The following is a 23,843-nucleotide window of genomic DNA, read 5'->3' on the forward strand; positions in this document are numbered from 1 at the left end:
GAAACAACTCATTGTAAAACAAGTCACAATCAAAGGAACCCATAAATCCTTGGAAACAAGAAATCGATGTATATAGATATTGAAGCCCTCTTCTGGATTACCTTAATCATCTTTGCAATGTATCACTGGTGGCAATCGCAAAAGATAAAAGAAGTGGCACTAAGATACACCCGCAGGCAGTGTAAGGAACTTGAGTTACAGCTTCTTGATGACAATATTAACTTGAGAGGTTTTTGGCTTAAACGTGATACTAAGGGGCAGATCAGGATCTGGCGTTCATATAATTTCGAATTCTCATCTACAGGCGATGAGCGTTATAGCGGAAGGGTCGTTATTCTGGGCAAAGCGATCTCCGATTTTCAGCTTGATCCCCATCGTATGCAGTAATACAGACTGAATGGTTAGCCAAGATGCCAAATTTCAGGCATAAAAAAAGCAAGGCCTTAGCCTTGCTTCTTTTTCAAACTGAATATCAGTAAGGATTAAACCTTAACGATGTTCTCAGCTTGTGGACCTTTCTGGCCTTGAGTTACAGTGAACTCAACTTTCTGACCTTCAGTCAAAGTTTTGAAGCCGTCGCCTTGGATCGCAGAGAAGTGAGCGAAAACATCTGGGCCGTTTTCCTGCTCGATGAAACCAAAACCTTTTTCTTCGTTAAACCATTTAACTGTACCAGTAGTAGACATATCTATAGTCCTATATCTTTCAGAGTAATTTTTGCCTTTTTACAGGCGGATTGTGCTGGAAGTGCTGTGATTACTTATGAAAAACAGGACGAGGTACTGATAGAACTTCGAAATGGTGTACATAAATATACGGCTTACTTTCAAGCGATCTTCATTCTATAGAGCTATCTATGGAAAGGTCAACGATTTTTTTCCCTTAAATTCAATCATTTCAATCTAATTGTAGAGAGATGAATGAATCGTAATATTTGAGCCGTTTTTACCCCTCTTTGCTTAGCTAAGAGGGGTAAATTATGGTGACCGAACTAATTGTTAAAGACGGGTTGTTAACAAGTTCTGAATCATTGCGAATTGTGCATCGCTTTCCCCTCTTTTCTGCCGGCTTCCAACTACAGTTTTATCAGCTTTAGCTACGTCACTTTTCAAATACGGCGTATTTAAATCTGCGATCATTACTTTAGATTGATCAGCTACCGAACTTCCTTCGGCATTAGCCTGATGCTGGACATCAGCAGTGCGCGTTGCAGGACTGTGAAGATAATTGATCATCTCCTCTTGTTGATCTGCAAAACCCTGTGTTGCAGGAATTAGAAGTACAGCCAATAACATACTTTTATTTAACGTTTTCATAACACACCTTTTTCATTTGGTTTTATTTACACAATCTAAATGCATATACATGCTTTTAGATCATAAAATTCTTTAAATTTTGCTTTGTTTCCATCCACCAAAGCTGATTTTCTAAACGCTGCAGCCACTCATTTAGATTGCTGTAGCCCTCAATAGGGATCTCAGCCTCTCGCCAGAACATCAATGTAGAGGCAACAGAAATGTCAACGATGCTAATATCATCTGAAATCAGAAAATCCTGCCAAGATAATTGCTGATCTAAAATTTCTGCATATCTCTTAAAAGAGTTATCCAGTGTAGCTAACCTCTCTTCATCTGACGCTAAGCCCCAAAAAGGCCGCATCACACGATGATGGGCAAAACCGCTACTGGCAGGACTCCATTCAGAAGCTTGCCAATTCAGCCAGCGCATCACCTCAACCTCCTCCTGGAAGTTTCTCGCCGACAGTGACGAGTTATATGCCTTAGCTAAATAGAACAAAATTGCGTTAGATTCCCACAACACTTTGTCCTTATCCTTTAAAACTGGAATCGTGCCATTCGGGTTTAAACTTAAAAACTCTATCCTCTTTTGTTCACCTTTATTCAAGCTGATCAGTTTTAGCTCAGGTTCAATCTGTAATTCAGCCAAAATCAAGCTGACCTTGATTGCGTTACAAGTTAAAGGGTAAGTAAAAAGCTCCACAACCATCACCATGCATATACATGTATTTATACGTAAAAATTAATCCAATTTCACAACGCTATCACTTAAAGAAATAAGCTGCTCACTTAACTCTGGCCCTAATTCCTTATAGATTTTCTGCTGTGCTTTAAACCATTGCTCTTTTGCCTCAAGGAACTTAACTCTTCCTTCTGGTGTTAGACTCAGATTTTTCTGACGTCTATCCGTCACACTAGGTACTGATGAGAGGTAACCTTCTCTAAGCAATGGCTTCAAATTTCTTGTCAAGGTTGTCTGGTCCAAAACCAAAATACTCTGTAGCTTTTTATTTGTAGCTACATCTAGTTCATGAACAACATATAAGATACTGAATTGCCCACCCGTTAAACCTGCCTCAGCTAAATACTGATCATAGATTCGGTTTAGAACCCTGACAGCCTTCCTCAAACTGAAATTAATGCACGGGAGCTGTTCTAGCTGCTTTATGTTGTCTTGAGTATCCATGAAATCAATTATATATGTATATACATGATAATCAACCTCTATTACAAAAATAGTTTTAAGAGGAGCAAGTCAGGCAGATCCCACCCGCCCATTCTGGAGGAGATTCAGCATAACGCTCAAAAGCTAAATTATCCTGCATCGGATTTTTCAGTAAGGCCATTAGATCATTAACTAAAGTAAAGTCACCATCAGCTGCAGATCGAATCGCCTCTTCTGCCATATAGTTACGTAGAATAAATTGAGGATTTACCGAGCGCATTTGCGCTTTTCGAATCGGTTGGCTCGCAGGCTCATGTTCCAAACGCTGTTCGTATTTCAATAACCAAGGCGTTAAAGCTGATGGGTAGCTGATCAGCTTCATCAAATTACCGATCGATTCATCACTACCATCAAAATTAGAGAGGGTGCGGAAGAATCGATTCATATCGACATTTTGCTGCACAAATAGCTGCAGTAACTCACGCACAAGCTCATCGTCGCATTGCTCTTCTGTCTGTAAACCTAAACGACGTCTAAATTCAGATAGCTCTGCTTTTTTATACCGCTCGGGATAGCTATCTAATAGTGCGATCACATCATCCTTATCAATCAATGTTAATAAGGCCTGACCGAGACAGGACAAATTCCACTGCACAATTTCAGGCTGGCGCTCAAAAGCATAACGACCTTTATGATCATTATGATTACTCACAAGCTTCGGTTTATAAGTATCCAAGAAGCTGAACGGGCCATAATCGAAAGTTTCGCCTAGCATCGACATATTGTCAGTATTTAAGACAGCATGAACAAAACCATAAGCTTGCCATTTAGCGACCAATTCAGCGCTGCGCTGAATCACCTCTTCGTACATCGCCTGATAAGGGTTATCAGCCTCTTTAAACTGCGGATAAAAACGATCTAAACAGTAATCAGCTAAAACTTTTAACTCATCATGCTGGCGGGAGTAATAAAGATATTCAAAGTGGCCAAAGCGGACATGACATTGAGTCACACGCAAAAGAGCTGCGCAGGGTTCCATCATGCCATCACGCATCGCTTGCTCTTTACTGCCAACCAACGCCAACGCGCGAGTTGTTGGAATCCCAAGACCAGACATAGCTTCGCTGATCAGATACTCGCGGATGCTGGAGCGAAGTACAGCTCGACCATCACCAAAACGAGAGAACGCTGTTTTACCAGAGCCTTTAAGATGAAGATCCCATCGTTCCTCTTTACTGTTTACAACCTCTCCTAGTAATAGACCACGACCATCGCCCAATTCAGGGTTATAAACCCCAAACTGATGACCTGTATATTTCATAGCGAGGGGCTGACTGCCTGCTAATAGCGCTTGACCGCTGAAATATTTAGTCATATCGGCAGACTGGACACTCTTAGCATCTAGATCCAGTAAAGTTGCAACATCAGGGTTAAATGCAATTAAAAAGGGATCACGTAAGGGAGTGGGCTCTATCTGTTGATAAAACAGATTTGGCAACCGCAAGTAGCTGTTATCAAAGTTGAGGTTTTCAAGCGAAGCCATAATGATAGTATCCCTTAACTCTTGGTGTAGACTTACTATTACCCTAGCATTTTACTCAGGTACTATCATCCCCTCTCTTATAAGGTTATTTTCATTGCTATGACTAACACCTCAAACAACCCGAGTTACCAAGAGAAGATCTGGCAGATCGTTGCCATGATCCCAGAAGGAAAAGTAGCTACCTACGGTCAGGTTGCAGAACTGGCGGGGTTATCAAATATGGCTCGTGCAGTAGGTAGAACACTGAGTCAATTGCCTAAAGATACGCAGTTGCCTTGGCATCGAGTGATTAATGCCCAAGGAAAAATATCTTTCCCGCAAGATAGTGAAGCTTACAGCCGTCAAAAAGAGCGATTAGAAAATGAAGGAATTAGCCTGATCAACGGTAAGATCAGGCTGAAGGTTTATCGCTGGCAACCTTAGAAATGTAGCACTGCTATTTTTAGTGGATGCTGCCCATCAACAGAAGGGAAATCAATTTCAGGTTGAAGTTGTTCGTAATCCACCACAGGCTGCCCTGCTTTATTAGCACAGCGCTTAACCAGATCTAGCCACTCATCCATCTCTACTTTGGCAACGTTGTTAGTACACACCAAGGTTCCACCTGCTTTCGTCGATAAGATGGATGGTTTTAAAACGCTTTGATAATCACGAATCAGATCGACCGTACCAAAAGGGCTTTTCGCCCAACGCGGTGGATCTAGATAAACCAGATCAAATTGTTGTTCATCAAGCTTAAGATACTGACGAGGTTTCTGACCTCTCTTCACACGCTGCTTGATTGGCATGCCTGCAAACTGTTTTGCTGCGGTAAAGAAGTCACTTTGAATAAACTCAATTCGATCTCCAGATAGCTGATTAAGCTCAGCATTCTCTCTGCCTACATCGAGGTTTCGCTCGGCAAAGTCGACATTCACAACGTTAGCTGCGCCCGCAGACGCTGCACAAACACCCACACCGCAGGTATAGGAAAACAAGTTCAAGACCGACTTATCTTTTGCATGCTCTTGAACATAACGACGACCAACACGCATGTCTAGAAACAGTAGCGGATCTTGTCCCGCATGCTTGCCCCTCACACGGTAATTAATATCCAGCTCCTGACCAACGAGTTCTAATCCACGTTTATTATGCTCATCTTCACGGCGAGAGTTTCGTGCGCTGCGATCGTTATACACGACCTCTTCTATTTCAAATAGACACGCATAATGCTCAAGAATCAGATCAACTTGAGCAGCAGATAAAGCTTCATGAAAAGTTTGGATTAAAAGCTGCGGACCGTAACGATCGATGGTTAAACCGGATACTCCCTCATTCGTACCATGAAATAGGCGGTAACAGTTGGTATTTTCAGCATGTAACGCAGGTAACAATTCAGCACGGGCTAAATCAGCATGCTTTAACAGGGAAGTAAGATCCGACATTTGAACGTCCATAAGCAGAGAAGCGCAGCATTGTACCCCTTCACTTGCCTATCAGCTAAATTTTTATCGATCTGTTCGGCACCAACACTCAGCAAGATGATCATCAACTAAGCCGACAGCTTGCATGTATGCATAGATGATTGTTGATCCGACAAACGACATGCCACGCTTTTTAAGATCTTTGGAAAGCGCATCACTGATCTCAGTGGTCACAGGCACCTCTTCAAATTTCTGCCAGTGATTCACAATCTGCTTGTTATCAACATAAGCCCACAGATAACTTGAAAACGAGCCAAATTCTTTCTGTATTGCGCGGAAGGCTAGCGCATTTTTACGTGCGGAATAGATCTTAAGTTTATTGCGGATGATCTCCGGGTTTTCGCGCAGCGCTTCCAACTCAGCGTCAGTCATGTTCATAACTTTTTCGACATCAAAGTTATAAAAGGCTTTGCGATAGCCTTCTCTTTTGCGCAAAACAGTTTCCCAACTTAGGCCTGCCTGAGCACCTTCAAGCATCAACATTTCGAAGAGTTTTTGATCATCATATTCTGGAATACCCCACTCATTATCATGATAATCGGCATAAAACTCTTGCCCTGGTTTATTGCCAAAACAACGCTTCTTGCCATCTCTTTCCGATACTTTCATAAGGGTTCCTTACTAACGTCCAGACGCTTAAAAACGACCTAATTCAGCCATCTTGGCTGCGACAGCCGCAAATTCTGGCTTATTCTGCAAAATTTCAGTTTGAGTCAAACCTTCAAGCTCGTGGGGGAACACTAACCAATCCTGACTTTTATGCACATAAAAATCAGGCTCTGAATCTGTTTGATTATTTTCTGGCTTGTAATAAGGAGTCGCTATTTTGATCTCTGGCGTGTTCTTCTTACACGCCGCTTTAATCTCTTTAATCGTTTGCGCAATGCTTAACCCCGAATCATGCACATCATCTACGATAAGGAGGGAATCCTCAGACTCTAAGCGCTTAATCAAGTAGGTTAAACCATGTACTTTGATCTGTCGGCTGCGCTCACCTATGCCGGTGTAAGATGAGGTGCGTATCGCTATATGGTCAGACTGAACTCCAAGACATGCTAGCACCTCCTGTACAGAGATCCCGACGGGTGCCCCTCCTCGCCAAACACCGGCAATGTAATCTGGGCGGAAACCACTTTCAAAAATCTGCAGCGCCATCTGGGAAGAATCTTCCAGTAATTGTTGAGCGCTTATATACACCTTGTTCATCCGACCTCATTCACCCCCTATCAAATACGAGGGATATCATAGCCTTTCATAGCGTTATTTAACAAAGCTGGATAATTGGTAAATATAGAAAAGTCCTATCAGATTTGAGTGGCTTGGCGTTCTTGCCAACGACGGCCTTTATGAAATTTGCGGCGCTCTCGCCCTGAAAACTTTCCGCCTAACTGATCACCAATCTTTTGTGCCGTAATGATGTTATCAATCCGTCTTTCGTTTTCAGGATCACGGCGGTCAGCATGGTGACGATAGCGACATTCACAGTTTTTTGAAGCACTACACCCCGGCAGTGGAATCATAGGGGCTTTATCTGGGAAGAAGCGCCGATCACCTAATTGATCGACAGCTGCACAAGGATATAGACCTGACTCTATAGATACCGCCCTATAGCGCTTATCTGCCTTACTCTTGAGTTCGCGTTTAGTTTTGTATTGCTTGTTTAAATACAAGCCGACAATGACGACGATAAACAACGCCAGAATCCATTCCATTGCATCTATCCTTAGATCAGAAATCACATAATTTTAGTTATTGTTAACTCAAAGCCCTTCTTTTAAATCAAGAGCTTCTAATATGAGGAGGTACAACTTACTATAGTTAAACTTAATATGTAAAGTACTTAACTAACGTAACTTGGTTTGTTTTATCTAAATAGTAAGGAATAAAAAAGCCACACTAAAAAGTGTGGCTTTCCCTAAAATTCAATTCACCAATAAATTGAGCTACCGTTGAATATCTAACTGCCTTAAGCGATCAATCGCTTCTACTTCACGGTCGATGTGATCCATCTCAGATTCGACATCAGAGATATAATCAATACTATCGCGAACCTGCTGATCAGCTTGTGTAGAAGACTCAACCAAACTCTGCATCTCCGAACTCAAGTTCTTTGAGCTGTCAGAGATCTGCACCATAAACTCTTCTGTATCAGTAATAGTTTCTCGGATAGAGTTGATCGAGCTTGTTACCGCATCAACTGTTTTACCTGTCTGATCCAAACTTTGCTGAGTATTATGAGATAGCTGACGGACTTCATCTGCTACTACCGCAAAACCTCGACCCGCCTCGCCTGCGCGTGCCGCCTCAATCGCAGCATTCAAAGCCAATAGGTTAGTTTGATCAGCAATACCTGAGATAACACTCAAGATAGATAGCACTTCTTCCGAATTATGTTTGAGATCTTCAACCTTAGTGTGTAACGCCTGTCGGTCACTACTCTGTGTTTCAATATCTTGGGAGAAGCCTAAGAATCTGCGTTGGATGTCATTCAACACACTACCAGTGCTTTGTGCATAACCCGCAACTTGACCGAAGCTGTCGACCATCTTACGCAGCAACGGACGGTACTCACCCATGCACTCAACAAGGTTGCTTTGTAGTTGGTTAATCTGTTCCAGACTATTGATACGAGAATTCAAGAAGTACTGGCGGAAGTTACTGTAGTGGAACGGGAACTTATCCGCGTACTCATCTTTAAACTGCTCACCCGGTTGTACTTTAAAGAAGAACAACGCCGTTAGGGTTTGGTTCATGTGTACGCCTAGCAGCTCACCAAAGGTAGAGAAACCAGCTACTTTGATATCATCGAAGTCATGAACTTGAGATAAGTTCATCGCATTGTTTAAACGACGTAAAACACAATCATTCGCCAGCATAGCTACAGGCTTACCTGGTTTACCATGCATAAAGTTGCGGAAAGATTGACTGGTACTTTGCGCAAAATCTTTCGCCTTGACCAAGAATAGGCGGTCACCAAAATCTAAGTCGCAAAAGAACGCGATACTGCCATCGGCTTCATTGATACCGGCAATAGAACGAACGAATAGCTCTCCACCGATCTCTACCGCAAAGGAATAACCATTCAATGCATCGCCTAAACCAGAAGCTGAACAGTTAAAGTGCTCACATAACAAATCGACAATACTGGTTAATTGGTAATTGCCATCTTTGATAACAGATTTAACAGTACGAGAATGTACATCGGATTCGGCAATAACAAAGGAAGTCGGCGTTTTTTCAAAGTTATGCGACTTAAATACACCGTAACGGGTATTTTCAGCTAACTTAACAAAGATCACTACAGCCTGGTTATGCGCAACACGATCACCGTCATAAACCAACGCTTGTTGGAAATCTAACTTACCACCAGCCGAACCACCGACGAAATAACAAGGGAATTCACCACTTTCATACAAACCTTGCATGAAAAAGTTTTCGCTCGCGGATAAGCCATCAAAAAAGGTCAGCGCCAGCGTATCTTGATAATTAATATCGAAAGGCACGTTAACGCGACTGAACTCAGCAGCAAGTTTATTAACACGCTCTTTACGTGTCATGGTGACATTGCCAGACCGGATATCTTCACAATGAAGAGGGATAGAACTGATATGAACATCTGCAAACACAGCTTGGCTATAGCTCTGCACGACAATGTGATCCCAATGACTATCAGCTTCGTGGTAAAGGCTAGCGCCACAAGAACTTAATTCCCCAGCGGTCATAATACCAACCACTTTAGAAACATCAGGTAGCGCTGATTTTAACTGACGTACCGTACCTTCAAAGTCTAAGTGGGGTGATATAAATGCCAAAACCAGTGCAGTAGGCACTCCCTCAAACTTGAGGGATTCAAGATTATCAGCAGAAATTTCTCTACTACTTAACGACTGGACCTTAATAACATCGTTATCTACAACTGATTTTTTAGAGGATTTACTACGACCAAACCAAGACATGCTACTTCCACCTTATGTGACAAAAGCACTGTTATTTTTCTTATGAAGTATAGGAGTGCTAAAGCAACGTATAACTACAAAACTTTACAGAACAATCTGCTATTTAACGCATTAAAGCGACTCCTGCCCCTTGTGAACAACCGCATCCAGTAAAAACACTACTTAAGCAGGAGCAAAACCAAACTAAAGCACTAACCTTTAAATTAACCTTAGACGCTTAAACAAAGTAACCCTAAGTAATAAAAGGAATTTATAAAATTCCATACAACATAAGGCTCACTAGCATTTTTAAGTATAGATAGGATTAGCTAGCTTAAAAGTTAGGGATCTAAAACTACCTTTGGCCAACCTACTAAGGAGTCATTGATCAAATATAAAACATGTACTATAAATGCATTTTATAGATTCTTTTACAACAAAAATAAATACAGTGAGGATGTAATATGAAACTCTTATCCGCTATGGCAGCAGGCATGTTAACGACTACTCTATGCTGGGCAGGTCCAGGCGATCAGGTTGACTTCCCTGCAGACTACAAAACCAATTTCACCCCTTATTTATCTCTTAACCGTACTCAAAATCACGACCAATACATTCGTTTATATATAAACGATAAAGGTCTGAGCGGTACGCAGGAAAATGGGCAATTGCCATACGGTTCAGTCATTGTGGCAGAAGTGTATAAAGCGAAAAAAGATGCCGAAGGTAATGTGCTTACCTCTAAACTCGGTCAGCGCCTTAAAGATAAATTCGCACTGGTAGCGGTAATGGAACGCCGTGAAGGTGCTGCAGCTGAATACCCTAAAGGCATGGGCAATGATGACTGGGATTTTGCTGCATTTAAGCCTGATGGCAAACGCGCCAACAAAGATCTAACTGCTTGTGCAGCTTGCCATGCACCTTATAAAGACAGCCATCACTTGTTCTCTTACGAACATATCCTGACAGAACAAGCGATGAAGTAATCTGTCTGGTATAGCTAAACCCTGCTTAAATCAGGCATTATGTCTGAAGCAGGGTTTTATTTTTCATCACCATTCAGATCATTGGCAAAACACATGGATGCGAAAAGCGCTCAAGAATACTGTCTATCCCGTCCGGAATCACAACTAGAATTCCCCTTTATGCCCGATGTACCGGTCTTTAAGGTTAAAGGTAAAATGTTTGCTCTGTTAGGTCAGTGTGGGTCAAAAGGTAAAGAGCTTGGGCCTGAATTCGCGGATTGTCATTTCATTAATCTGAAATGCGATCCTGAAGAAGCGATGATGCTTAGGGATGTTTTCCCAGAAGTACGAAGTGCTTACCACATGTCTAAGAAACACTGGATCAGCGTTGTTTTAAAAGCTTCTATGCCGACAAAAGAGATCGAACGCCTTATTGATCGTTCTTATGGCTTAGTAGTGAAAAGTCTAAAGAAAGTAGAACGCCAACAACTAGAGCGTTTATATTCTGAAGAAGAGCTCTACCGATAAGATCATCTATGCATCGTTTTCATTAGCCTTAGTGTGCTCAGTTAGCCAAACGGCATATTTCTCTGGTGCTATCGGAGGTGAGAAATAGTACCCCTGCGCCATATGGCATCGATGTCGGATCAAAAATTCCAACTGATCTGAAGTTTCAACACCTTCTGCTACCACTTCTATATTTAATGCTTCAGCCATTGAAAAAATCGCATTAACAATCGCTATATCACCTTGTTCAAATGGCAACGTATGAATAAAAGATCGGTCAATTTTCAAAACATCAACAGGCAACTGTTTCAGATAACTCAAAGAAGAGTAACCAGTCCCAAAGTCATCCATCGCAATGGATACCCCTAAAGTTTTTAGCTTCTTCAGAGTACTCACTGAATGCTCAATATTCTCTATAACTGCGTATTCAGTAATTTCTAACTCAAGTTGACCAGGGTCGATGTCAAAGCGTGTCATTCGCTCTAAAAGGTAGTCAAAAAGGTTGGCGTCTTTAAGCTGACGAGGAGAAAGGTTAATCGCGATTTTATGTCCAACAATGCCCTCCTCTTTCCATTTGGCTAACTGCTTGCAGACTTGGAAAATGACCCAATAACCTAGATCGCAAATCAGATCGCTTTTTTCTGCTATCTCGATGAATTGATCAGGATAGTAAACCACCTCGCCGTCATCCAACCAACGAATTAGGGCTTCGGCGCTGTTGTATACATACTCGCCATCTTGGATTCGCACTTTAGGCTGATAGAATAGCTGCAGCTCATTTTTACTTAGCGCTTGTTTTAGTTCCTGCTCAATCCTTTGCTGGGCTTGCCGTTGAAGCTCCAAATCCGAGGAGAAAAACCGAACCTGTCCTCGGCCTGCCTCTTTCGCCTGATACATCGCTGTATCCGCCTGAATAATCAGGTCTTTGCCATTGTCAGAATCATTAGGGAACGTAGAGATACCGACGCTGGCCCCCGGTTTCATCACATGGCCATCAATAACAAAGTTTTCACCAGCCTGAGCGACAAGATCATCAGCAAGACCAATAAGATCGGTCGCATCATCAAAGTGAGTAACAATCACGGTGAACTCATCACCACCTATACGATACAAAATATCCGAATCGCGCAGGCGTTTTTTAAACTTTTCTGCAGCGCTGATCAGGAGCTTATCGCCAACTGCATGACCAAACTGGTCATTGGCCCATTTAAAATTATCTAGATCTAAATAGAGTAAACCAACTTTGGATTTCTCCCGGCGAGCACGTTTAATCTCTTCGTCTAAACGCATTAAGAAAGAGTGACGATTGGGCATCTCGGTTAGCGAGTCGTAATAAGCCAAAGCATGCAGTTTTGCTTCTGCTTCTTTTTTATCCGCAATATCGGACAATACACCTACATAAGTGACCTTATCATCTTGTCTCTCTACCCTGTTAAGGTTAAGCCAACCAGGGAACGTGCTACCATCTTTTTTCCGGCCGATCACTTCACCTGACCAACTACCATCAACAAGGAATTTATCATCTATCATTGCTCTGAAATCCACACCTTTCTCATCGAAAGGCTGAATATCGGGAAGCAACCCTAAGATTTCCTTCTCCTCGAAAAAAGTGATCTTGCTATAAGCAGGATTGATATCTACTAAACGGCCATGCTCATTAGTCACCAACACGGCTTCATCTAATGCATCTAAAGCTTGTTGCGCTACCTGTAGTGAACGCATAGGGGAAACTAGAGCAAATCTCAGAATGATATAGAGAGAGCCTACAAAAAGTAGACTTACAACCGCCACTTGTGTGATTTCTACAATAAGATTTTGATAAAGGCTTTCAGAAAGGGCCTTATCGCTGTAGCTCACCTCAACATTGCCGATACTAACCTCACCGGTTTTTATAGGGTATCGAATTCGATTATCAAAACCGCCCCATGCCACTGCGTGTTTCTTATCCTCAAACTGACGAATCTCTCCATCAATTTTGATTCGCCCCATATAAAGATGGCCGAAATTACCGTAGACCTTAATGCCCTCAACAAAGGGCGATGCCATTTCAGAATCAAGGATGGCAGAGGCCAGCTCTACCGAATAGGTGCGGTCATAAGCTTTTTTATAGACGTTCCAGATAGTAGGCCTAACCGAGTTGGCGACTCGCTCAGCAACAGAGAGGCCCCTTTCTTGCAGATTACTCTGCATCAATTCGGAAGCTACGCTAAATCGCACGATCACAAATACAGTCATTACTAAGAAAGTGATTAAACTCAGAATGACAAGGAGACGAACGGTCAGTCTACTAAACATTATTTATCGTATGGTCCAAACCACTGATAATAGTTGTTGTATGCTTCCTTGAACTCTTGTTTTTTCTCAATGATTTTCTTACTTAATGGATCGCGAGAAGCGTAGTCATCCAAAATACTATCTGAGACGATTCTCCAACGCTCGATATCCGCTGGACTCCATTTATTGATATTAAAATCATTCGCTAAGAATAGATTAAAGGCCTCAAAATCTTCCGTTTTAGCCTTTAATGTGGTGGTTAAAGTATAGGATTTAATTGCTGTTTCGAGAATGGCTTGCAGATCTGGAGGTAATTCATCAAATGCTTCTTTGTTAATTAGAAAATCTGCTAGAACAGATGGCTGCCATATTGCAGGAACAATGGCGTGCTTACTAATGTCATGTAAACCAAGGTTCCAGGCCCCACCTGCTGTGGTCCATTCTACTGCATCTAAGTCTCCGTTTTCCAAAGCAGGACGTATCTCTTGAGGTACAGTTGGCAGCGTATAAGCACCTGCAGCTGCCGCTAAAACTTCACCAGGCAAACCAGGTCCGATGCGAATCTTTTTTGCATGCAGATCATCTAAGCCTTTGATCTCTGTTTTTGACAACAATCCGAACTCCATCCCTGCCCACCACGCAGGGCGCCACATCAAGCCATCGGGGCCAGAAAGTTCATTAGCTAATCGCTGACCTTCTCCCGCATAGAAGAACATCATTGAGCCATCAAGATTCATAAAATCAAAGGGCCCTGCATTCATAAGTGCCCAAGCAGGGTGCTGCCCCGACCACCAGTTCGGCCAGCCATTACCCATTTCGACACGGCGCTCTTTGACCGCATTGTAGATATCTGGCCCACCGGTAATTACGCCACCTGGATGAGGCTTAATAATAAATCGGCCGCCGCTCATCGCTTTAACATTAGCAGCAAAGCGCTTTAGCTCTTTAAAATCGATACTGGTTTCAGTCGCTTGAGACTGCAGCTGCCAGGTATACACTTTTGCTTCTTTCTCAGTACAGCCAGTAAGTCCCAGCACGAATAAGATAGAAGAAAACGAAACGAGAAAGAACTTTAAGACCTGATGAAACATAATCTACTCCAGACAGACTATAACTTCACAACTACAATTGGGTGCTAAGTTAACTATAGAAACTAATACGCTTCTGTCTATTCACTATTATTCTCAATTAATAATTAAAACCTCGTAACGTACATTGGTAACACAATATCCTTATCAATCCTAGGATTATTAACTCACCCTCAAGAATAAACCCTCAATATTTCAATAAGTTAAAATCTTAACCTTTACTCCAATCAATACTAATCTAAATTGCGCAAACATTATCAGATAGAGCTCCTATAGCATGGAGATAGGAGGAGACATCATGAAACGAAGTACCGGAAACAGCTACAGACGACGCTTATGTAAAGTGATCGACTATATCTACGATAACTTAGAGAAGGATTTGGATGTAAACAAGCTAGCAGATATTGCCGCTATGTCTCCCTACCACTTCCATCGAATCTATCGAAAAGTCGCTGATGAAAACATCAATGCTACGGTGCGACGTCTTCGCCTACAAAAAGCAGCTTCAGAACTTATTCGGACTGATAACTCGATACTAACCATTGCACAATCAGTTTCCTATACCAGCTTGGAAGCATTTAGCCGTGCGTTTCATAAACAGTACGAAGAAACACCCAGTCAATATCGAGCTCGCTATAAACAGCCATCAGTAATCGAAGATAGTTTTCAGGCTAAGATCCCTCACATAGCGCAGGAGCGAAGGAATATGTTTGATGTCGAATTTATTGATATAGAAAAGCAAGGTCTGATCGGATATGAACATCGGGGTGACTACATGGAGATTGGGCAGGCATTTGAAAAACTATTTATGTTTGCCGGCACCCACAATCTTGTCACAGACGAAACCCGTTCGTTTGGTATTTACTACAACGACCCGGGTAGCGTTGACAAATCCGAGCTACGATCACATGCCTGCTTGACCGTTGAAGCTCCCATAAAAGCCAACATTGAAGATCAACCTGAATATTTAGAAATACCTTCTGGCAAATGTGTAACGATTGTATTTAAAGGCCCCTATTCAGAGCTAGAGAAACCATATGATTGGCTTTTTGGGGAGTGGCTACCACAAAGCGGTATGGAAGCAGCAAACTTCCCACCATTCGAGGAGTATCTCAACGACCCTAAAAATACACCGCCATCAGAGTTACTCACTCGAATTTATTGCTTAATAAGTTAAATAAACACGTGTTATGCAGGCTTATCCCAATTCTATAAGCCTGCTTTACACACATTCAAACAACTGTTTACAAAACCGCATATTAACCTTTAATTTCAAAAGGTTATTTACGCCTAAAAATCCCCCAGAAAGCATCATAAAAACAATACCTTCGATTACTTATAAGATCCCTAATATAAAGTGATTATCGATTAACCACTAAAGAGCAGAAATTCGATATAACCTAATTATCAAAGGGTCTAAGTACGATGGTTGTCACTAAGATGTCTGTTACGCACAAGTTAACAGCAATCATCCTGTTATTACTGAGTGTTAGTATCGCGATGAAAGCATACGACCTCTGGGAATACAGATCAGATTTATTACACGAACGTAAACTACAATCTAATCATGCTGTCTCCATGGCATATAGCATTATTGAGCATTACCAGCAGCAACAGGCTTCTGGTGTTCTGAACCAAACCGCAGCTCAAAAACATGCGCTATCAGCCCTGCAAGCTATGCGTTATGACAATGATAACTATGTATGGATCAATGACCTTGACGCTCGGATGATAATGCATCCCATCAAGCCTGAACTTGATGGCAAAGATATGAGTAGTTTTAAAGACGGCCAAGGTAAAGCCCTGTTTACGAATATCGCCAATACAGCCCGTCAAAACAACGAAGGCTATGAAGACTATCTTTGGCCTCGCCCTGGCAAGAGTATCGCAGTAGAAAAAATATCCTACTTTAAGCTTTTTGAACCTTGGGGTTGGGTGATCGGTACCGGCGTCTATGTTGATGATTTAGATGCTAGTTTCTATTCAAGACTTACAGAGGCTTTAGTATTTCTGGCTATTGTAATCCCATTCGTAGTTTGGCTATCAAGTATCATTTCCCGTTCTATAACTAAGCCACTGAGTCACATGACTGAAGTGATGGAAAATGTAGCTAAAGGTAAACTGATGGCTCGCATTGATATTCAAAACCAAGATGAGCTTGGCGATGTCAGTAAAGCAATTAATCATACCTTAGATATCCAACAACAGTTGATTCAAAAGTTAACAAACTCCAGCCACCACATTTTGAGTTCGGCTGAACAGATGGCTTCAACAACAGAACAAACTTCTGCGGGAGTTAAACAGCAACATGGGGAGACTCAGTTGTTAGCCACAGCTATGCAAGAGATGTCAGCCACAGCTCAAGATGTAGCTAACAATGCTCAACAAACGGCAGAAATCACCGTTCAAGCAGAAAGCACCGCACGCTTAGGTGATGAAATAGTAAAAACTACCATTTCTGCAATTAATGATTTAGCCGCGCAAGTCCAGTCCCAAGCCGATGTAATTACAAAACTCGAGCAAGACACGCTGCAAGTAGAGAGCATTCTGAGCGTTATCCGAGATATATCCGATCAGACCAATCTACTTGCTTTGAATGCCGCAATTGAAGCGGCCAGAGCAGGTGAGCAAGGCCGAGGATTTGCCGTTGTTGCAGATGAGGTACGCGTTCTGGCTAAGCGCACCTCTGAATCAACAGATCAGATTCAATCGCTAAATGACCGTTTAAAAACAGCTTGCCAGGGTGCCGTTAGCATGATGAGCAGTAGTCACTCAGAAGCACAAAACTGTATAGATCGTGCTGCTTCTGCAGGTGAACACCTTAATGATATCGTTCTTAATGTTCAGCAAATAATGGAGATGAACAGCGCTGTAGCCGAAGTGGTTCAGCAACAAAGCCAAGTAGCGGAAGAGATGAGTAACAACCTCAACAATATCTCGATGATTGCAGAACAAACTCAAGGCGGTGCAACACTTACAGCAAATAACAGTGAACAACTGGCATCTTTGGCAAGAGAGCTTCGCCAACAGGTACAGCATTTCCAAGTGTAATCTCGACAAAGTGGTAATGGCCTCAGGCCATTACCACTCTTCGCACTCCATTCCCTTATCTCTAATTCTTAATATTCCAAACTCCGAATAAGCCTCTATCAATAGCGCTCGAAGGCTGCTATAAAAAAGATAATGCTAATTGAGCCCGATCAAAAATAATAATAATGAGAGTCTGGTATGCGACGTTATTGGTATTTTTTACTATTACTCCTCCCTCTTCAGCTCAAAGCTGAAACTATTCAAATGCTCAACTGGGATGCTTATCTCGACCCCCAAGTAGAACAAGAGTGGGAAAGCAGCACGGGTCATACTGTTGAGGTAATCAAGTTTGATAGCGATGAAAAACGTGATGCACTCCTACTAGAAGCAAATCAGCACAATATTGATATAGCAGTTGTTGATGAAATCGTTGCAGAGCGCTTTGGAGAAGAAGGACGATTTGTAGAAATTAACGAACAAAATTTACCTAGTATTGAGCTGATGGGGAGTTTTTGGCGAGAACGTTGTGGAAAATATGCAGTCCCCTACTTTTGGGGAACATTCGGCATTATTTACCGTTCAGATAAGGTAACTCCACCACGCTCGTGGAAAGAGATAATTCAGCCTTCAGAGGACCTCAAAGGTCATATAGGTATGCTTAATGACTATACCGATCTCTTAGCTCCAGTCCTCTTCATGAATGGTGATCCTCTTAATACTGACAATTTAGAAACATTAAAGAAAACATTTAACAGCTTAAAACAGCAAGTTGATTATGTTTTGACATACGACTATCCCATTACATTTATAGAATCTTCACCTAAAGCGGATCAACTATATATGGCTGTGGGATATGGCGGTGATCAATTAGCAATGAATGAAAAAGTTGGTCAAGAGGGGCTTTGGAAATACGTTGTCCCTGAAGAAGGTACAGTGTTGTGGGTCGACTGTTTGGCGATACCTTCTAACTCTACAAATGTCGAAACAGCACTAAATTTCATCGAGTATTTAAACCAACCTAAAGTTGCTGCCAAAAATGCTGAACGTCTTCACTACGCAACCCCGAATGAGGCAGCACTGAAAGAATTATCAGAAGAGTTTAGAAATAACCCTGAAGTTTTCCCTAGCCAAGCGATCCAAAACAAAAGTGAACTCTACAAAAAGCTAAGTAATGAGAACATCAAACAACGTCTACGAATCACGAATGCTATAGTTAATATTCATGAATCTAAACAAACGCGCTAGCTTTCTCATACTTCCGATTATTTTTGTCAGCTATGCGCTAGCCGCCTTGTTTGCGTACGAACAACAAAGCCAATCTATTCAAAAATTAGAGCAACACAAACTCAATCTTCGCTTAAGCGCGCTGCACTCTGAATTCTCGACCTATGATCGTTTTCTAGATGCTTATCTTGTTTCTTTACTTGAAGGGGAAACCCTAGAAAACTTTATTCGAGACACCAGCAATATTTACCGGGATCGAATGCTAACGAATAACTTAGAATCAGCGATCGAGCGCTATTTCAATAATTTAACCGAATTCATTTCCCTAGCTGTTTTAGATGAAAATGATGATGTTCTTTTTTACATAGAAAACAGCACTGATCCTTTTTCTACCATTCGAGATGAACAACTTCGTTTAGCCGAAAATATTCAAGAAGAAAAGAAACTAAATATTTGGGAACACCACTTTCAATCGCATGGCACCATTATGCAACAGGGAATTGCGATCGATTCACGCACTCTCACTACCCCGTTGATCGTGCAACTGGAAGACACATATAAAGTCATCATTGCTGCAAAGCCCAGCGCCTTTGATACTTTATTAAAAGAAGTACAACAAGAGTTCCAAGCGATCGTTGTATTTACCGATAAGTACAATCAACCTCAAGCCAATAAGCTGTATGCAAATATTCAGCTCAAATCGAATTATTATTTAGGTATAACACCCTCACCTTCTTATTTGGGTAATCTACTAGCCAACCTTAAACAACGCTTACTATTTATTGTAATTTTAGGATCACTAATTACCTTCACTCTGTTGCAACTGTTGATCCGTAAATTTATCACTGCGCCAATATCTCAACTGGATCAACAGCTCACGGAGATCACGACGCATGAAAGACAAAATATTGATGCCCCACAATCTGATGATGAAATCGGTCGACTCGGCCGAAAGTTCCACAATCTCTATGAACAACTGCATCAGTCTTATCAAAAAAGCCACCAGCAATCTCGAACAGATGCACTGACTCAGCTACCCAACCGCGCAGCTTTTTACGAGACAGCATCTCATCAAATAGCGGAAGCCGAAAAAAGCGAAAGTGTTATAAGCTTGATCTATCTAGACTTAGATAACTTTAAATTTGTAAATGATAAGTACGGCCATGAGGTGGGGGATAAATTACTCCAAGCCGTAGCCCTGCGTTTAAATAACATTATCAACATTACCGCAAAAAAATTCGACGCGGAGCTTCCTCAAGCATTTCGCCTATCTGGCGATGAATTTATAGTTCTGCTGCCAAATGTATCAACCGAACAAGCACTGAAACTATGCGAGAAGATCCTGCACCTATTCGCCGACGGTTATCACTTTGAATTAGGGCACTTTCCAGTTACTGCCAGCATCGGCTTAGCAACTTACCCACAGGACGGCCATACATTATCCCAGCTAATCTCCAATGCTGATTTAGCTATGTATCAAGCCAAGAAATCCGGTAAAAACAAACAAGCGGTCTATTCAAAAGAGCTGGCTAAACGTGACCGTCAAAGAAAAGAGATTGAAACTAAGTTAAAGAACTTAAATCCCGACAAAGAGTTTACTCTCAACTATATGCCAATCATCAACCAAGATGGCTCGATCAAAGGATGTGAAGCCCTATTACGTTGGCACTCAAAAGAACTCGGTTTTGTCCCACCTGACCTATTTATTCCAATTGCGGAAAGTACAGGTATTTTTGAAAAGATTGATCTCTGGGTAGCCTGTAAAGCCCTCAATGACCTTCCCGAATTAGGTGAACTGTTCGGAGAACAGTTTGAGCTTTCTATAAATATATCTTCCGCGGAAATAGGGTCGGAACGTTTTATAAAAACACTAAAAAAGCTGAGTACAAATACGCAGATCCCGCTGAATAAAATTATTTTAGAGATCACAGAAACTTTCGCCTTAAACCAAGAACAGAATGCCTTAGGTTGGTTGAGTGAGCTACAAAAATTAGGCTTCCAAATCGCCATCGATGATTTCGGTACGGGCTATACCAGCCTGATGCAGATGGTTGATTATCCAGTGGATATCATCAAATTTGACCGCGAGCTGGTAAATAGAATCACCCTACCCGAGAAACAAACACTGGCAAAAGGCTTGGTAGACCTATGCCACTTCCAAGAGATTACGGTAGTTGCAGAAGGGGTCGAGACAGAAGAACAGCACAACCTACTTATTGAAGCAGGCTGTGACTTCCAGCAAGGCTATTACATCGCAAAACCAATGCCGATTAGCGACCTAGAACAATGGTTTACAGAGTACCAAAACAGCTAATTTACTTGGTTTTCTGATACGCCTCTGTTCCCCAAAGAGGTACAGTAGACAAGCTGTGCTTATAACTACCCGATGTTTCCTTGGTGGAGTAGGAGACATACATTAAGGTTTGCGATTTAGGGTCGTAGATACGGCGGATTTTCATCGATTTAAAGAAGATACTTTTCGACTGTTTAAAAACCACTTCACCTGATTTAGATTTATCGATTTTCTCAAGCATCGCTTTATTAATAATCCCTGTGCGACGGCAGGCAATGGACGAATCACTTGGATCAGCAAAGTCCAAGTCTGCTTCGATACTTGCCACATGACAAGTAACGCCTGTTACTATTGGGTCAACCAATACACTGATCTTAATATCCTTAGTAGTTAAAACTCCAAGCGATACATCCCCAACTTCCTGCTCATCACTACAAGCAGACAAACCTAACAGCGCTGCAACCAATAATAGTTTTTTCATTTTCATCCCTAAATAAATTTACGCCCGCTAAGTTTGCATGATTTTTCTGAAAACAGCCTTAATCTTCCGTGGTAAAACGTGTCATCAATTCATTTAAACGATTTGCTTGATCATGCATCGATTCGGCAGCAGCAGAAACCTCTTCAACCAATGCCGCATTTTGCTGAGTTGAATTGTCGATAGAGATGATAGAACCACTAACTGAATCGATACTGTCGGCCTGATTTTTACTGGTGGCTGAGATCTGACCTACCAATTGTGACATTTGCTGAATACTCTCGGTAATACCTTGTAAAGATTCAGAAGAAAGTTGTACTTGATCAGATCCCTCTTCAATCCTTTCCTCGGTGTCAGCAATCAACTTTTTAATATCATTGGCCGCTTGAGCTGAGCGTTGCGATAGTTGACGAACTTCGCTCGCTACAACCGCAAAGCCGCGACCTTGTTCACCTGCCCTAGCAGCTTCTACCGCTGCATTAAGCGCTAATAAGTTGGTTTGGAAAGCGATGCTATCAATTAAACCGGTAATCTCGTTGATGCGTTTGCTGGAGTCTTTAATTTCTGTCATTGCATCGATAGCACGAGCCATCACCTCAGTACCTTGCTGAGATAAATCCTGAGCTTGATCAGTCACTTGCTTGGCCTTTTGAGCATCACCTGCTGTACTGCGTCCTGCAATGCTGATCTTATCCATACATGCACTACTTTCTTCCAAAGCAGCAGCTTGTTGCTGAGTGCGCTCTGAAAGATCATGGTTACCTAGCGAAATTTCTTTAGTAGCCCCAGAGACATCGAGCACAGCGTTTCTTACCTCTTTAACGAGCGTCCCCATACTTTGCTGACCGAAGTTAATAGACGCCTGCAACTCTTCAAATCGGCCTGAGTACTTTCCTTGAACCCTGGCAACTAAATTACCTTGTGCTTGAAGATCTGAAACTCGGACCACCTCAGCGGTAGCAGCACTGATCGTTTCTAAAGAATCATTCAGATTTTCTTTAAGCGTATTTAATTGCCCTGGAAGAACATCATTAATACGGCCATCGAAATTCCCCTTAGCCATCGCAGCCATGATGTTATTCACACTCGCTACCGCACTACCAATATTTGCCATAGCATCCTGAGTAATAGTCAACATGACCTGATATTGGCCCGGTAGTTTAGTATCGATCTGGCTATCAAATTCACCCGCAGAGAGTTGCTCCATCAACTGACCAATCGCGTGCATACTTGCTTCAGTTTGATCGGCACTCTGATTAATCGCTGTTTTGAGATCGGCTAGATCACCTTTCAAATTACGCTTAACCCGCATTGAAAAGTTACCCTCAGCCATCTGACTCATAACTTGCTTAGTATCTGCTAACGCTTGTTGAGTCATCTCCAATAAAGTATTTACGGCAAGGCTTGCCTGACCAATTTCATCTTGCGAATTCACGGGTAATCGAGCTGAAAAATCACCTTTTTCTTCAACATCCGAAATGGTTTTCGATAAGAGTTGGATTGGTCGTGTAATACCTGCAGAGATTTTCCAAGCAAGGACGATAATCGCGGTAGCGCCGAGAACACCAATGATCGCTATCCAGAGTTTTAGCGTTGAGACTGCAGCAAAGGCTTCGGCTTCATCTATTTCAACTAATAGAGCCCAATGAACCCCATCAAGATCTAAACGTGTGAATGACGACAATACTGGGTTACCGTTGTAATCGACGATTAAACGACTGCCTGTTTGGCCACTCAATGCATCCTTAACCGCTTCCGTTTTGACGCTCCCTTTTTTAGGATTTGCAAAAGATGCTTCTACTGAATGATTTACCGGATCCAGGTAGGAATCAGAACGCATGAGGTAGTCAGATCCCACCAGATAGGACTCTCCACTCTCACCCATACCTTCGCGGATTCCCATGATCTTATTGATAGGATCAAGAGGAATTTGTAAAGCAACAACTTGTATCAACTCTCCAGCATCATTAAACACTGGCGCTCCAATAAACCCAGCAGGCGCACCATTACTCGGTGCATAAGGCTCAAAATCAACTATCGCGTATGATTCAGTCTCAACTACCTTTCTAAAAAGATCGCCTAAGTTGGAATCTTTGTACTGCCCAGACATTAAGTTGGTTTGATAATCCGCTTCTAAAGCCACGGTATAAGAGATAAAGCCATCAGGCTCAATCAAGAACAGGTCATAGTAACCATAGCTATCTAAGTATTTTGAAAATAAGTTTTTACCCTCAACATTGACCTCCAAAAGAACGTCGGACAATGAATCAGTTTTGATAAAGGTAGCGACAACATTAGAGAGCCCAATGACATCGCGCTTACTCACTTCAAAAAAATTTTCGATTTGTTTAGTTTTAATACCGCGCACGGCATCTAACTGTTGGTAACTTTGCTCCGATAAGGAGCTACTCGCTTTATAGATAGCGATCAAAGCCAATACGGCAAATGGAATCAACCCAATTAACAAAAAGTTGATTCTCAGCTTTTTACTAATATTCATACCGTCGAAGAACGATGTCTTACTCATCTCAAGGCTTGCCTTTTAGGTCATTAACTACAAAAAATTACACTTAATAACGC

At 41.9% G+C, this 23,843-nt stretch carries 22 protein-coding genes; 8 read left to right on the forward strand and 14 right to left on the reverse strand.

What is annotated here, in order from left to right; translation table 11 throughout:
* Positions 1-66 precede the first annotated feature (66 nt).
* Positions 67-387: a DUF3301 domain-containing protein gene (locus ACMXYT_RS11335; RefSeq protein WP_415898747.1), complete on the forward strand. Its 321-nt coding sequence runs from the start codon at positions 67-69 to the stop codon at positions 385-387.
* Positions 388-482: 95 nt separating this feature from the next.
* Here ACMXYT_RS11335 and ACMXYT_RS11340 read toward each other — a convergent pair whose 3' ends face one another.
* The 5 genes from ACMXYT_RS11340 to ACMXYT_RS11360 all read right to left on the reverse strand — a co-directional run bounded on the left by ACMXYT_RS11340 (position 483) and on the right by ACMXYT_RS11360 (position 4,006).
* Positions 483-686 carry a cold-shock protein gene (locus tag ACMXYT_RS11340; protein WP_415883947.1) on the reverse strand — a complete coding sequence of 68 codons (204 nt, stop codon included), beginning with the start codon at positions 684-686 and terminating at the stop codon, positions 483-485.
* A 312-nt stretch (positions 687-998) separates the two neighbouring features.
* Positions 999-1,316, reverse strand: a complete 318-nt coding sequence (locus ACMXYT_RS11345) for a hypothetical protein (RefSeq protein ID WP_415904115.1) — start codon at positions 1,314-1,316, stop codon at positions 999-1,001.
* A 55-nt stretch (positions 1,317-1,371) separates the two neighbouring features.
* The gene (locus tag ACMXYT_RS11350; RefSeq protein WP_415898749.1) at positions 1,372-2,001 is read right to left on the reverse strand and encodes a glutathione S-transferase family protein; all 630 of its coding nucleotides are present in this window, start codon (positions 1,999-2,001) and stop codon (positions 1,372-1,374) included.
* Between the two features lie 39 nt (positions 2,002-2,040).
* A complete protein-coding gene (locus tag ACMXYT_RS11355) occupies positions 2,041-2,484 on the reverse strand; it encodes a MarR family winged helix-turn-helix transcriptional regulator (RefSeq protein ID WP_415898750.1) in 444 nt (147 codons plus the stop codon).
* Between the two features lie 55 nt (positions 2,485-2,539).
* Positions 2,540-4,006: a protein adenylyltransferase SelO gene (locus ACMXYT_RS11360; RefSeq protein ID WP_415898751.1), complete on the reverse strand. Its 1,467-nt coding sequence runs from the start codon at positions 4,004-4,006 to the stop codon at positions 2,540-2,542.
* A 99-nt stretch (positions 4,007-4,105) separates the two neighbouring features.
* Here ACMXYT_RS11360 and ACMXYT_RS11365 point away from each other — a divergent pair, with 99 nt between their 5' ends.
* Positions 4,106-4,429 carry an MGMT family protein gene (locus ACMXYT_RS11365; RefSeq protein WP_415904117.1) on the forward strand — a complete coding sequence of 108 codons (324 nt, stop codon included), beginning with the start codon at positions 4,106-4,108 and terminating at the stop codon, positions 4,427-4,429.
* On the opposite strand, the gene ACMXYT_RS11370 is transcribed toward ACMXYT_RS11365, so the two are convergent.
* The 5 genes from ACMXYT_RS11370 to ACMXYT_RS11390 all read right to left on the reverse strand — a co-directional run bounded on the left by ACMXYT_RS11370 (position 4,426) and on the right by ACMXYT_RS11390 (position 9,425).
* On the reverse strand, positions 4,426-5,430 hold the full coding sequence (locus ACMXYT_RS11370; protein WP_415898753.1) for a class I SAM-dependent rRNA methyltransferase: 1,005 nt from the start codon (positions 5,428-5,430) through the stop codon (positions 4,426-4,428). The two genes, ACMXYT_RS11365 and ACMXYT_RS11370, sit on opposite strands and share 4 nt — an antisense overlap.
* 63 nt (positions 5,431-5,493) lie before the next feature.
* Entirely contained in the window at positions 5,494-6,078 is a 585-nt protein-coding gene (locus ACMXYT_RS11375) for a DNA-3-methyladenine glycosylase I (RefSeq protein ID WP_415898754.1), read from the reverse strand.
* Between the two features lie 27 nt (positions 6,079-6,105).
* A complete protein-coding gene (locus ACMXYT_RS11380) occupies positions 6,106-6,675 on the reverse strand; it encodes a phosphoribosyltransferase (protein WP_415898756.1) in 570 nt (189 codons plus the stop codon).
* A gap of 98 nt (positions 6,676-6,773) precedes the next feature.
* On the reverse strand, positions 6,774-7,181 hold the full coding sequence (locus tag ACMXYT_RS11385) for a hypothetical protein (RefSeq protein WP_415898757.1): 408 nt from the start codon (positions 7,179-7,181) through the stop codon (positions 6,774-6,776).
* A 231-nt stretch (positions 7,182-7,412) separates the two neighbouring features.
* Positions 7,413-9,425 (reverse strand): methyl-accepting chemotaxis protein, encoded by a 2,013-nt coding sequence (locus ACMXYT_RS11390; RefSeq protein WP_415898758.1) that lies wholly within the window; start codon positions 9,423-9,425, stop codon positions 7,413-7,415.
* 443 nt (positions 9,426-9,868) lie between these two features.
* Between ACMXYT_RS11390 and ACMXYT_RS11395 the strand changes: the two genes are divergently transcribed.
* Together ACMXYT_RS11395 and ACMXYT_RS11400 are read left to right on the forward strand one after the other, a co-directional pair.
* A complete protein-coding gene (locus ACMXYT_RS11395) occupies positions 9,869-10,390 on the forward strand; it encodes a cytochrome P460 family protein (protein ID WP_415898759.1) in 522 nt (173 codons plus the stop codon).
* 93 nt (positions 10,391-10,483) lie between these two features.
* Positions 10,484-10,897: an MmcQ/YjbR family DNA-binding protein gene (locus ACMXYT_RS11400; RefSeq protein WP_415898760.1), complete on the forward strand. Its 414-nt coding sequence runs from the start codon at positions 10,484-10,486 to the stop codon at positions 10,895-10,897.
* Positions 10,898-10,903: 6 nt separating this feature from the next.
* Here the strand turns inward: ACMXYT_RS11400 and ACMXYT_RS11405 are convergent, their stop codons facing one another.
* Together ACMXYT_RS11405 and dctP are read right to left on the reverse strand one after the other, a co-directional pair.
* Entirely contained in the window at positions 10,904-13,171 is a 2,268-nt protein-coding gene (locus ACMXYT_RS11405) for a putative bifunctional diguanylate cyclase/phosphodiesterase (RefSeq protein WP_415898761.1), read from the reverse strand.
* Entirely contained in the window at positions 13,171-14,241 is a 1,071-nt protein-coding gene (dctP, locus tag ACMXYT_RS11410; RefSeq protein WP_415898762.1) for a TRAP transporter substrate-binding protein DctP, read from the reverse strand. Before dctP ends, ACMXYT_RS11405 begins: the two co-directional genes overlap by 1 nt.
* Before the next feature lie 295 nt (positions 14,242-14,536).
* On the opposite strand from dctP, the gene ACMXYT_RS11415 reads away from it, so the two are divergent.
* From ACMXYT_RS11415 to ACMXYT_RS11430, 4 genes are all read left to right on the forward strand, one after another.
* A complete protein-coding gene (locus ACMXYT_RS11415) occupies positions 14,537-15,415 on the forward strand; it encodes an AraC family transcriptional regulator (protein ID WP_415898763.1) in 879 nt (292 codons plus the stop codon).
* A gap of 263 nt (positions 15,416-15,678) precedes the next feature.
* Complete coding sequence (locus ACMXYT_RS11420; protein WP_415898764.1) at positions 15,679-17,289, forward strand: methyl-accepting chemotaxis protein; 1,611 nt, start codon at positions 15,679-15,681, stop codon at positions 17,287-17,289.
* A 177-nt stretch (positions 17,290-17,466) separates the two neighbouring features.
* Entirely contained in the window at positions 17,467-18,513 is a 1,047-nt protein-coding gene (locus ACMXYT_RS11425; protein ID WP_415898765.1) for a spermidine/putrescine ABC transporter substrate-binding protein, read from the forward strand.
* A complete protein-coding gene (locus ACMXYT_RS11430; protein WP_415898766.1) occupies positions 18,491-20,806 on the forward strand; it encodes a putative bifunctional diguanylate cyclase/phosphodiesterase in 2,316 nt (771 codons plus the stop codon). Before ACMXYT_RS11425 ends, ACMXYT_RS11430 begins: the two co-directional genes overlap by 23 nt.
* 1 nt (position 20,807) lies before the next feature.
* On the opposite strand, the gene ACMXYT_RS11435 is transcribed toward ACMXYT_RS11430, so the two are convergent.
* Together ACMXYT_RS11435 and ACMXYT_RS11440 are read right to left on the reverse strand one after the other, a co-directional pair.
* Positions 20,808-21,266 (reverse strand): CreA family protein, encoded by a 459-nt coding sequence (locus ACMXYT_RS11435; RefSeq protein ID WP_415898767.1) that lies wholly within the window; start codon positions 21,264-21,266, stop codon positions 20,808-20,810.
* A 58-nt stretch (positions 21,267-21,324) separates the two neighbouring features.
* Positions 21,325-23,790 (reverse strand): methyl-accepting chemotaxis protein, encoded by a 2,466-nt coding sequence (locus ACMXYT_RS11440; RefSeq protein WP_415911461.1) that lies wholly within the window; start codon positions 23,788-23,790, stop codon positions 21,325-21,327.
* Between the last annotated feature and the right edge of the window lie 53 nt (positions 23,791-23,843).

The organism is Neptuniibacter sp. QD37_11, from assembly GCF_047778105.1.
Taxonomy (GTDB): Bacteria; Pseudomonadota; Gammaproteobacteria; order Pseudomonadales; family Balneatricaceae; genus Neptuniibacter.

Bases quoted from the DNA above. Each gene is read 5' to 3' on its own strand.
- ACMXYT_RS11335 (WP_415898747.1), top strand. From the start codon at position 67: ATGTATATAGATATTGAAGCCCTCTTCTGGATTACCTTAATCATCTTT.
- ACMXYT_RS11340 (WP_415883947.1), bottom strand. From the start codon at position 686: ATGTCTACTACTGGTACAGTTAAATGGTTTAACGAAGAAAAAGGTTTT.
- ACMXYT_RS11345 (WP_415904115.1), bottom strand. From the start codon at position 1,316: ATGAAAACGTTAAATAAAAGTATGTTATTGGCTGTACTTCTAATTCCT.
- ACMXYT_RS11355 (WP_415898750.1), bottom strand. From the start codon at position 2,484: ATGGATACTCAAGACAACATAAAGCAGCTAGAACAGCTCCCGTGCATT.
- ACMXYT_RS11360 (WP_415898751.1), bottom strand. From the start codon at position 4,006: ATGGCTTCGCTTGAAAACCTCAACTTTGATAACAGCTACTTGCGGTTG.
- ACMXYT_RS11365 (WP_415904117.1), top strand. From the start codon at position 4,106: ATGACTAACACCTCAAACAACCCGAGTTACCAAGAGAAGATCTGGCAG.
- ACMXYT_RS11370 (WP_415898753.1), bottom strand. From the start codon at position 5,430: ATGTCGGATCTTACTTCCCTGTTAAAGCATGCTGATTTAGCCCGTGCT.
- ACMXYT_RS11375 (WP_415898754.1), bottom strand. From the start codon at position 6,078: ATGAAAGTATCGGAAAGAGATGGCAAGAAGCGTTGTTTTGGCAATAAA.
- ACMXYT_RS11380 (WP_415898756.1), bottom strand. From the start codon at position 6,675: ATGAACAAGGTGTATATAAGCGCTCAACAATTACTGGAAGATTCTTCC.
- ACMXYT_RS11385 (WP_415898757.1), bottom strand. From the start codon at position 7,181: ATGGAATGGATTCTGGCGTTGTTTATCGTCGTCATTGTCGGCTTGTAT.
- ACMXYT_RS11390 (WP_415898758.1), bottom strand. From the start codon at position 9,425: ATGTCTTGGTTTGGTCGTAGTAAATCCTCTAAAAAATCAGTTGTAGAT.
- ACMXYT_RS11395 (WP_415898759.1), top strand. From the start codon at position 9,869: ATGAAACTCTTATCCGCTATGGCAGCAGGCATGTTAACGACTACTCTA.
- ACMXYT_RS11400 (WP_415898760.1), top strand. From the start codon at position 10,484: ATGGATGCGAAAAGCGCTCAAGAATACTGTCTATCCCGTCCGGAATCA.
- ACMXYT_RS11405 (WP_415898761.1), bottom strand. From the start codon at position 13,171: ATGTTTAGTAGACTGACCGTTCGTCTCCTTGTCATTCTGAGTTTAATC.
- dctP (WP_415898762.1), bottom strand. From the start codon at position 14,241: ATGTTTCATCAGGTCTTAAAGTTCTTTCTCGTTTCGTTTTCTTCTATC.
- ACMXYT_RS11415 (WP_415898763.1), top strand. From the start codon at position 14,537: ATGAAACGAAGTACCGGAAACAGCTACAGACGACGCTTATGTAAAGTG.
- ACMXYT_RS11420 (WP_415898764.1), top strand. From the start codon at position 15,679: ATGTCTGTTACGCACAAGTTAACAGCAATCATCCTGTTATTACTGAGT.
- ACMXYT_RS11425 (WP_415898765.1), top strand. From the start codon at position 17,467: ATGCGACGTTATTGGTATTTTTTACTATTACTCCTCCCTCTTCAGCTC.
- ACMXYT_RS11430 (WP_415898766.1), top strand. From the start codon at position 18,491: ATGAATCTAAACAAACGCGCTAGCTTTCTCATACTTCCGATTATTTTT.
- ACMXYT_RS11435 (WP_415898767.1), bottom strand. From the start codon at position 21,266: ATGAAAAAACTATTATTGGTTGCAGCGCTGTTAGGTTTGTCTGCTTGT.
- ACMXYT_RS11440 (WP_415911461.1), bottom strand. From the start codon at position 23,790: ATGAGTAAGACATCGTTCTTCGACGGTATGAATATTAGTAAAAAGCTG.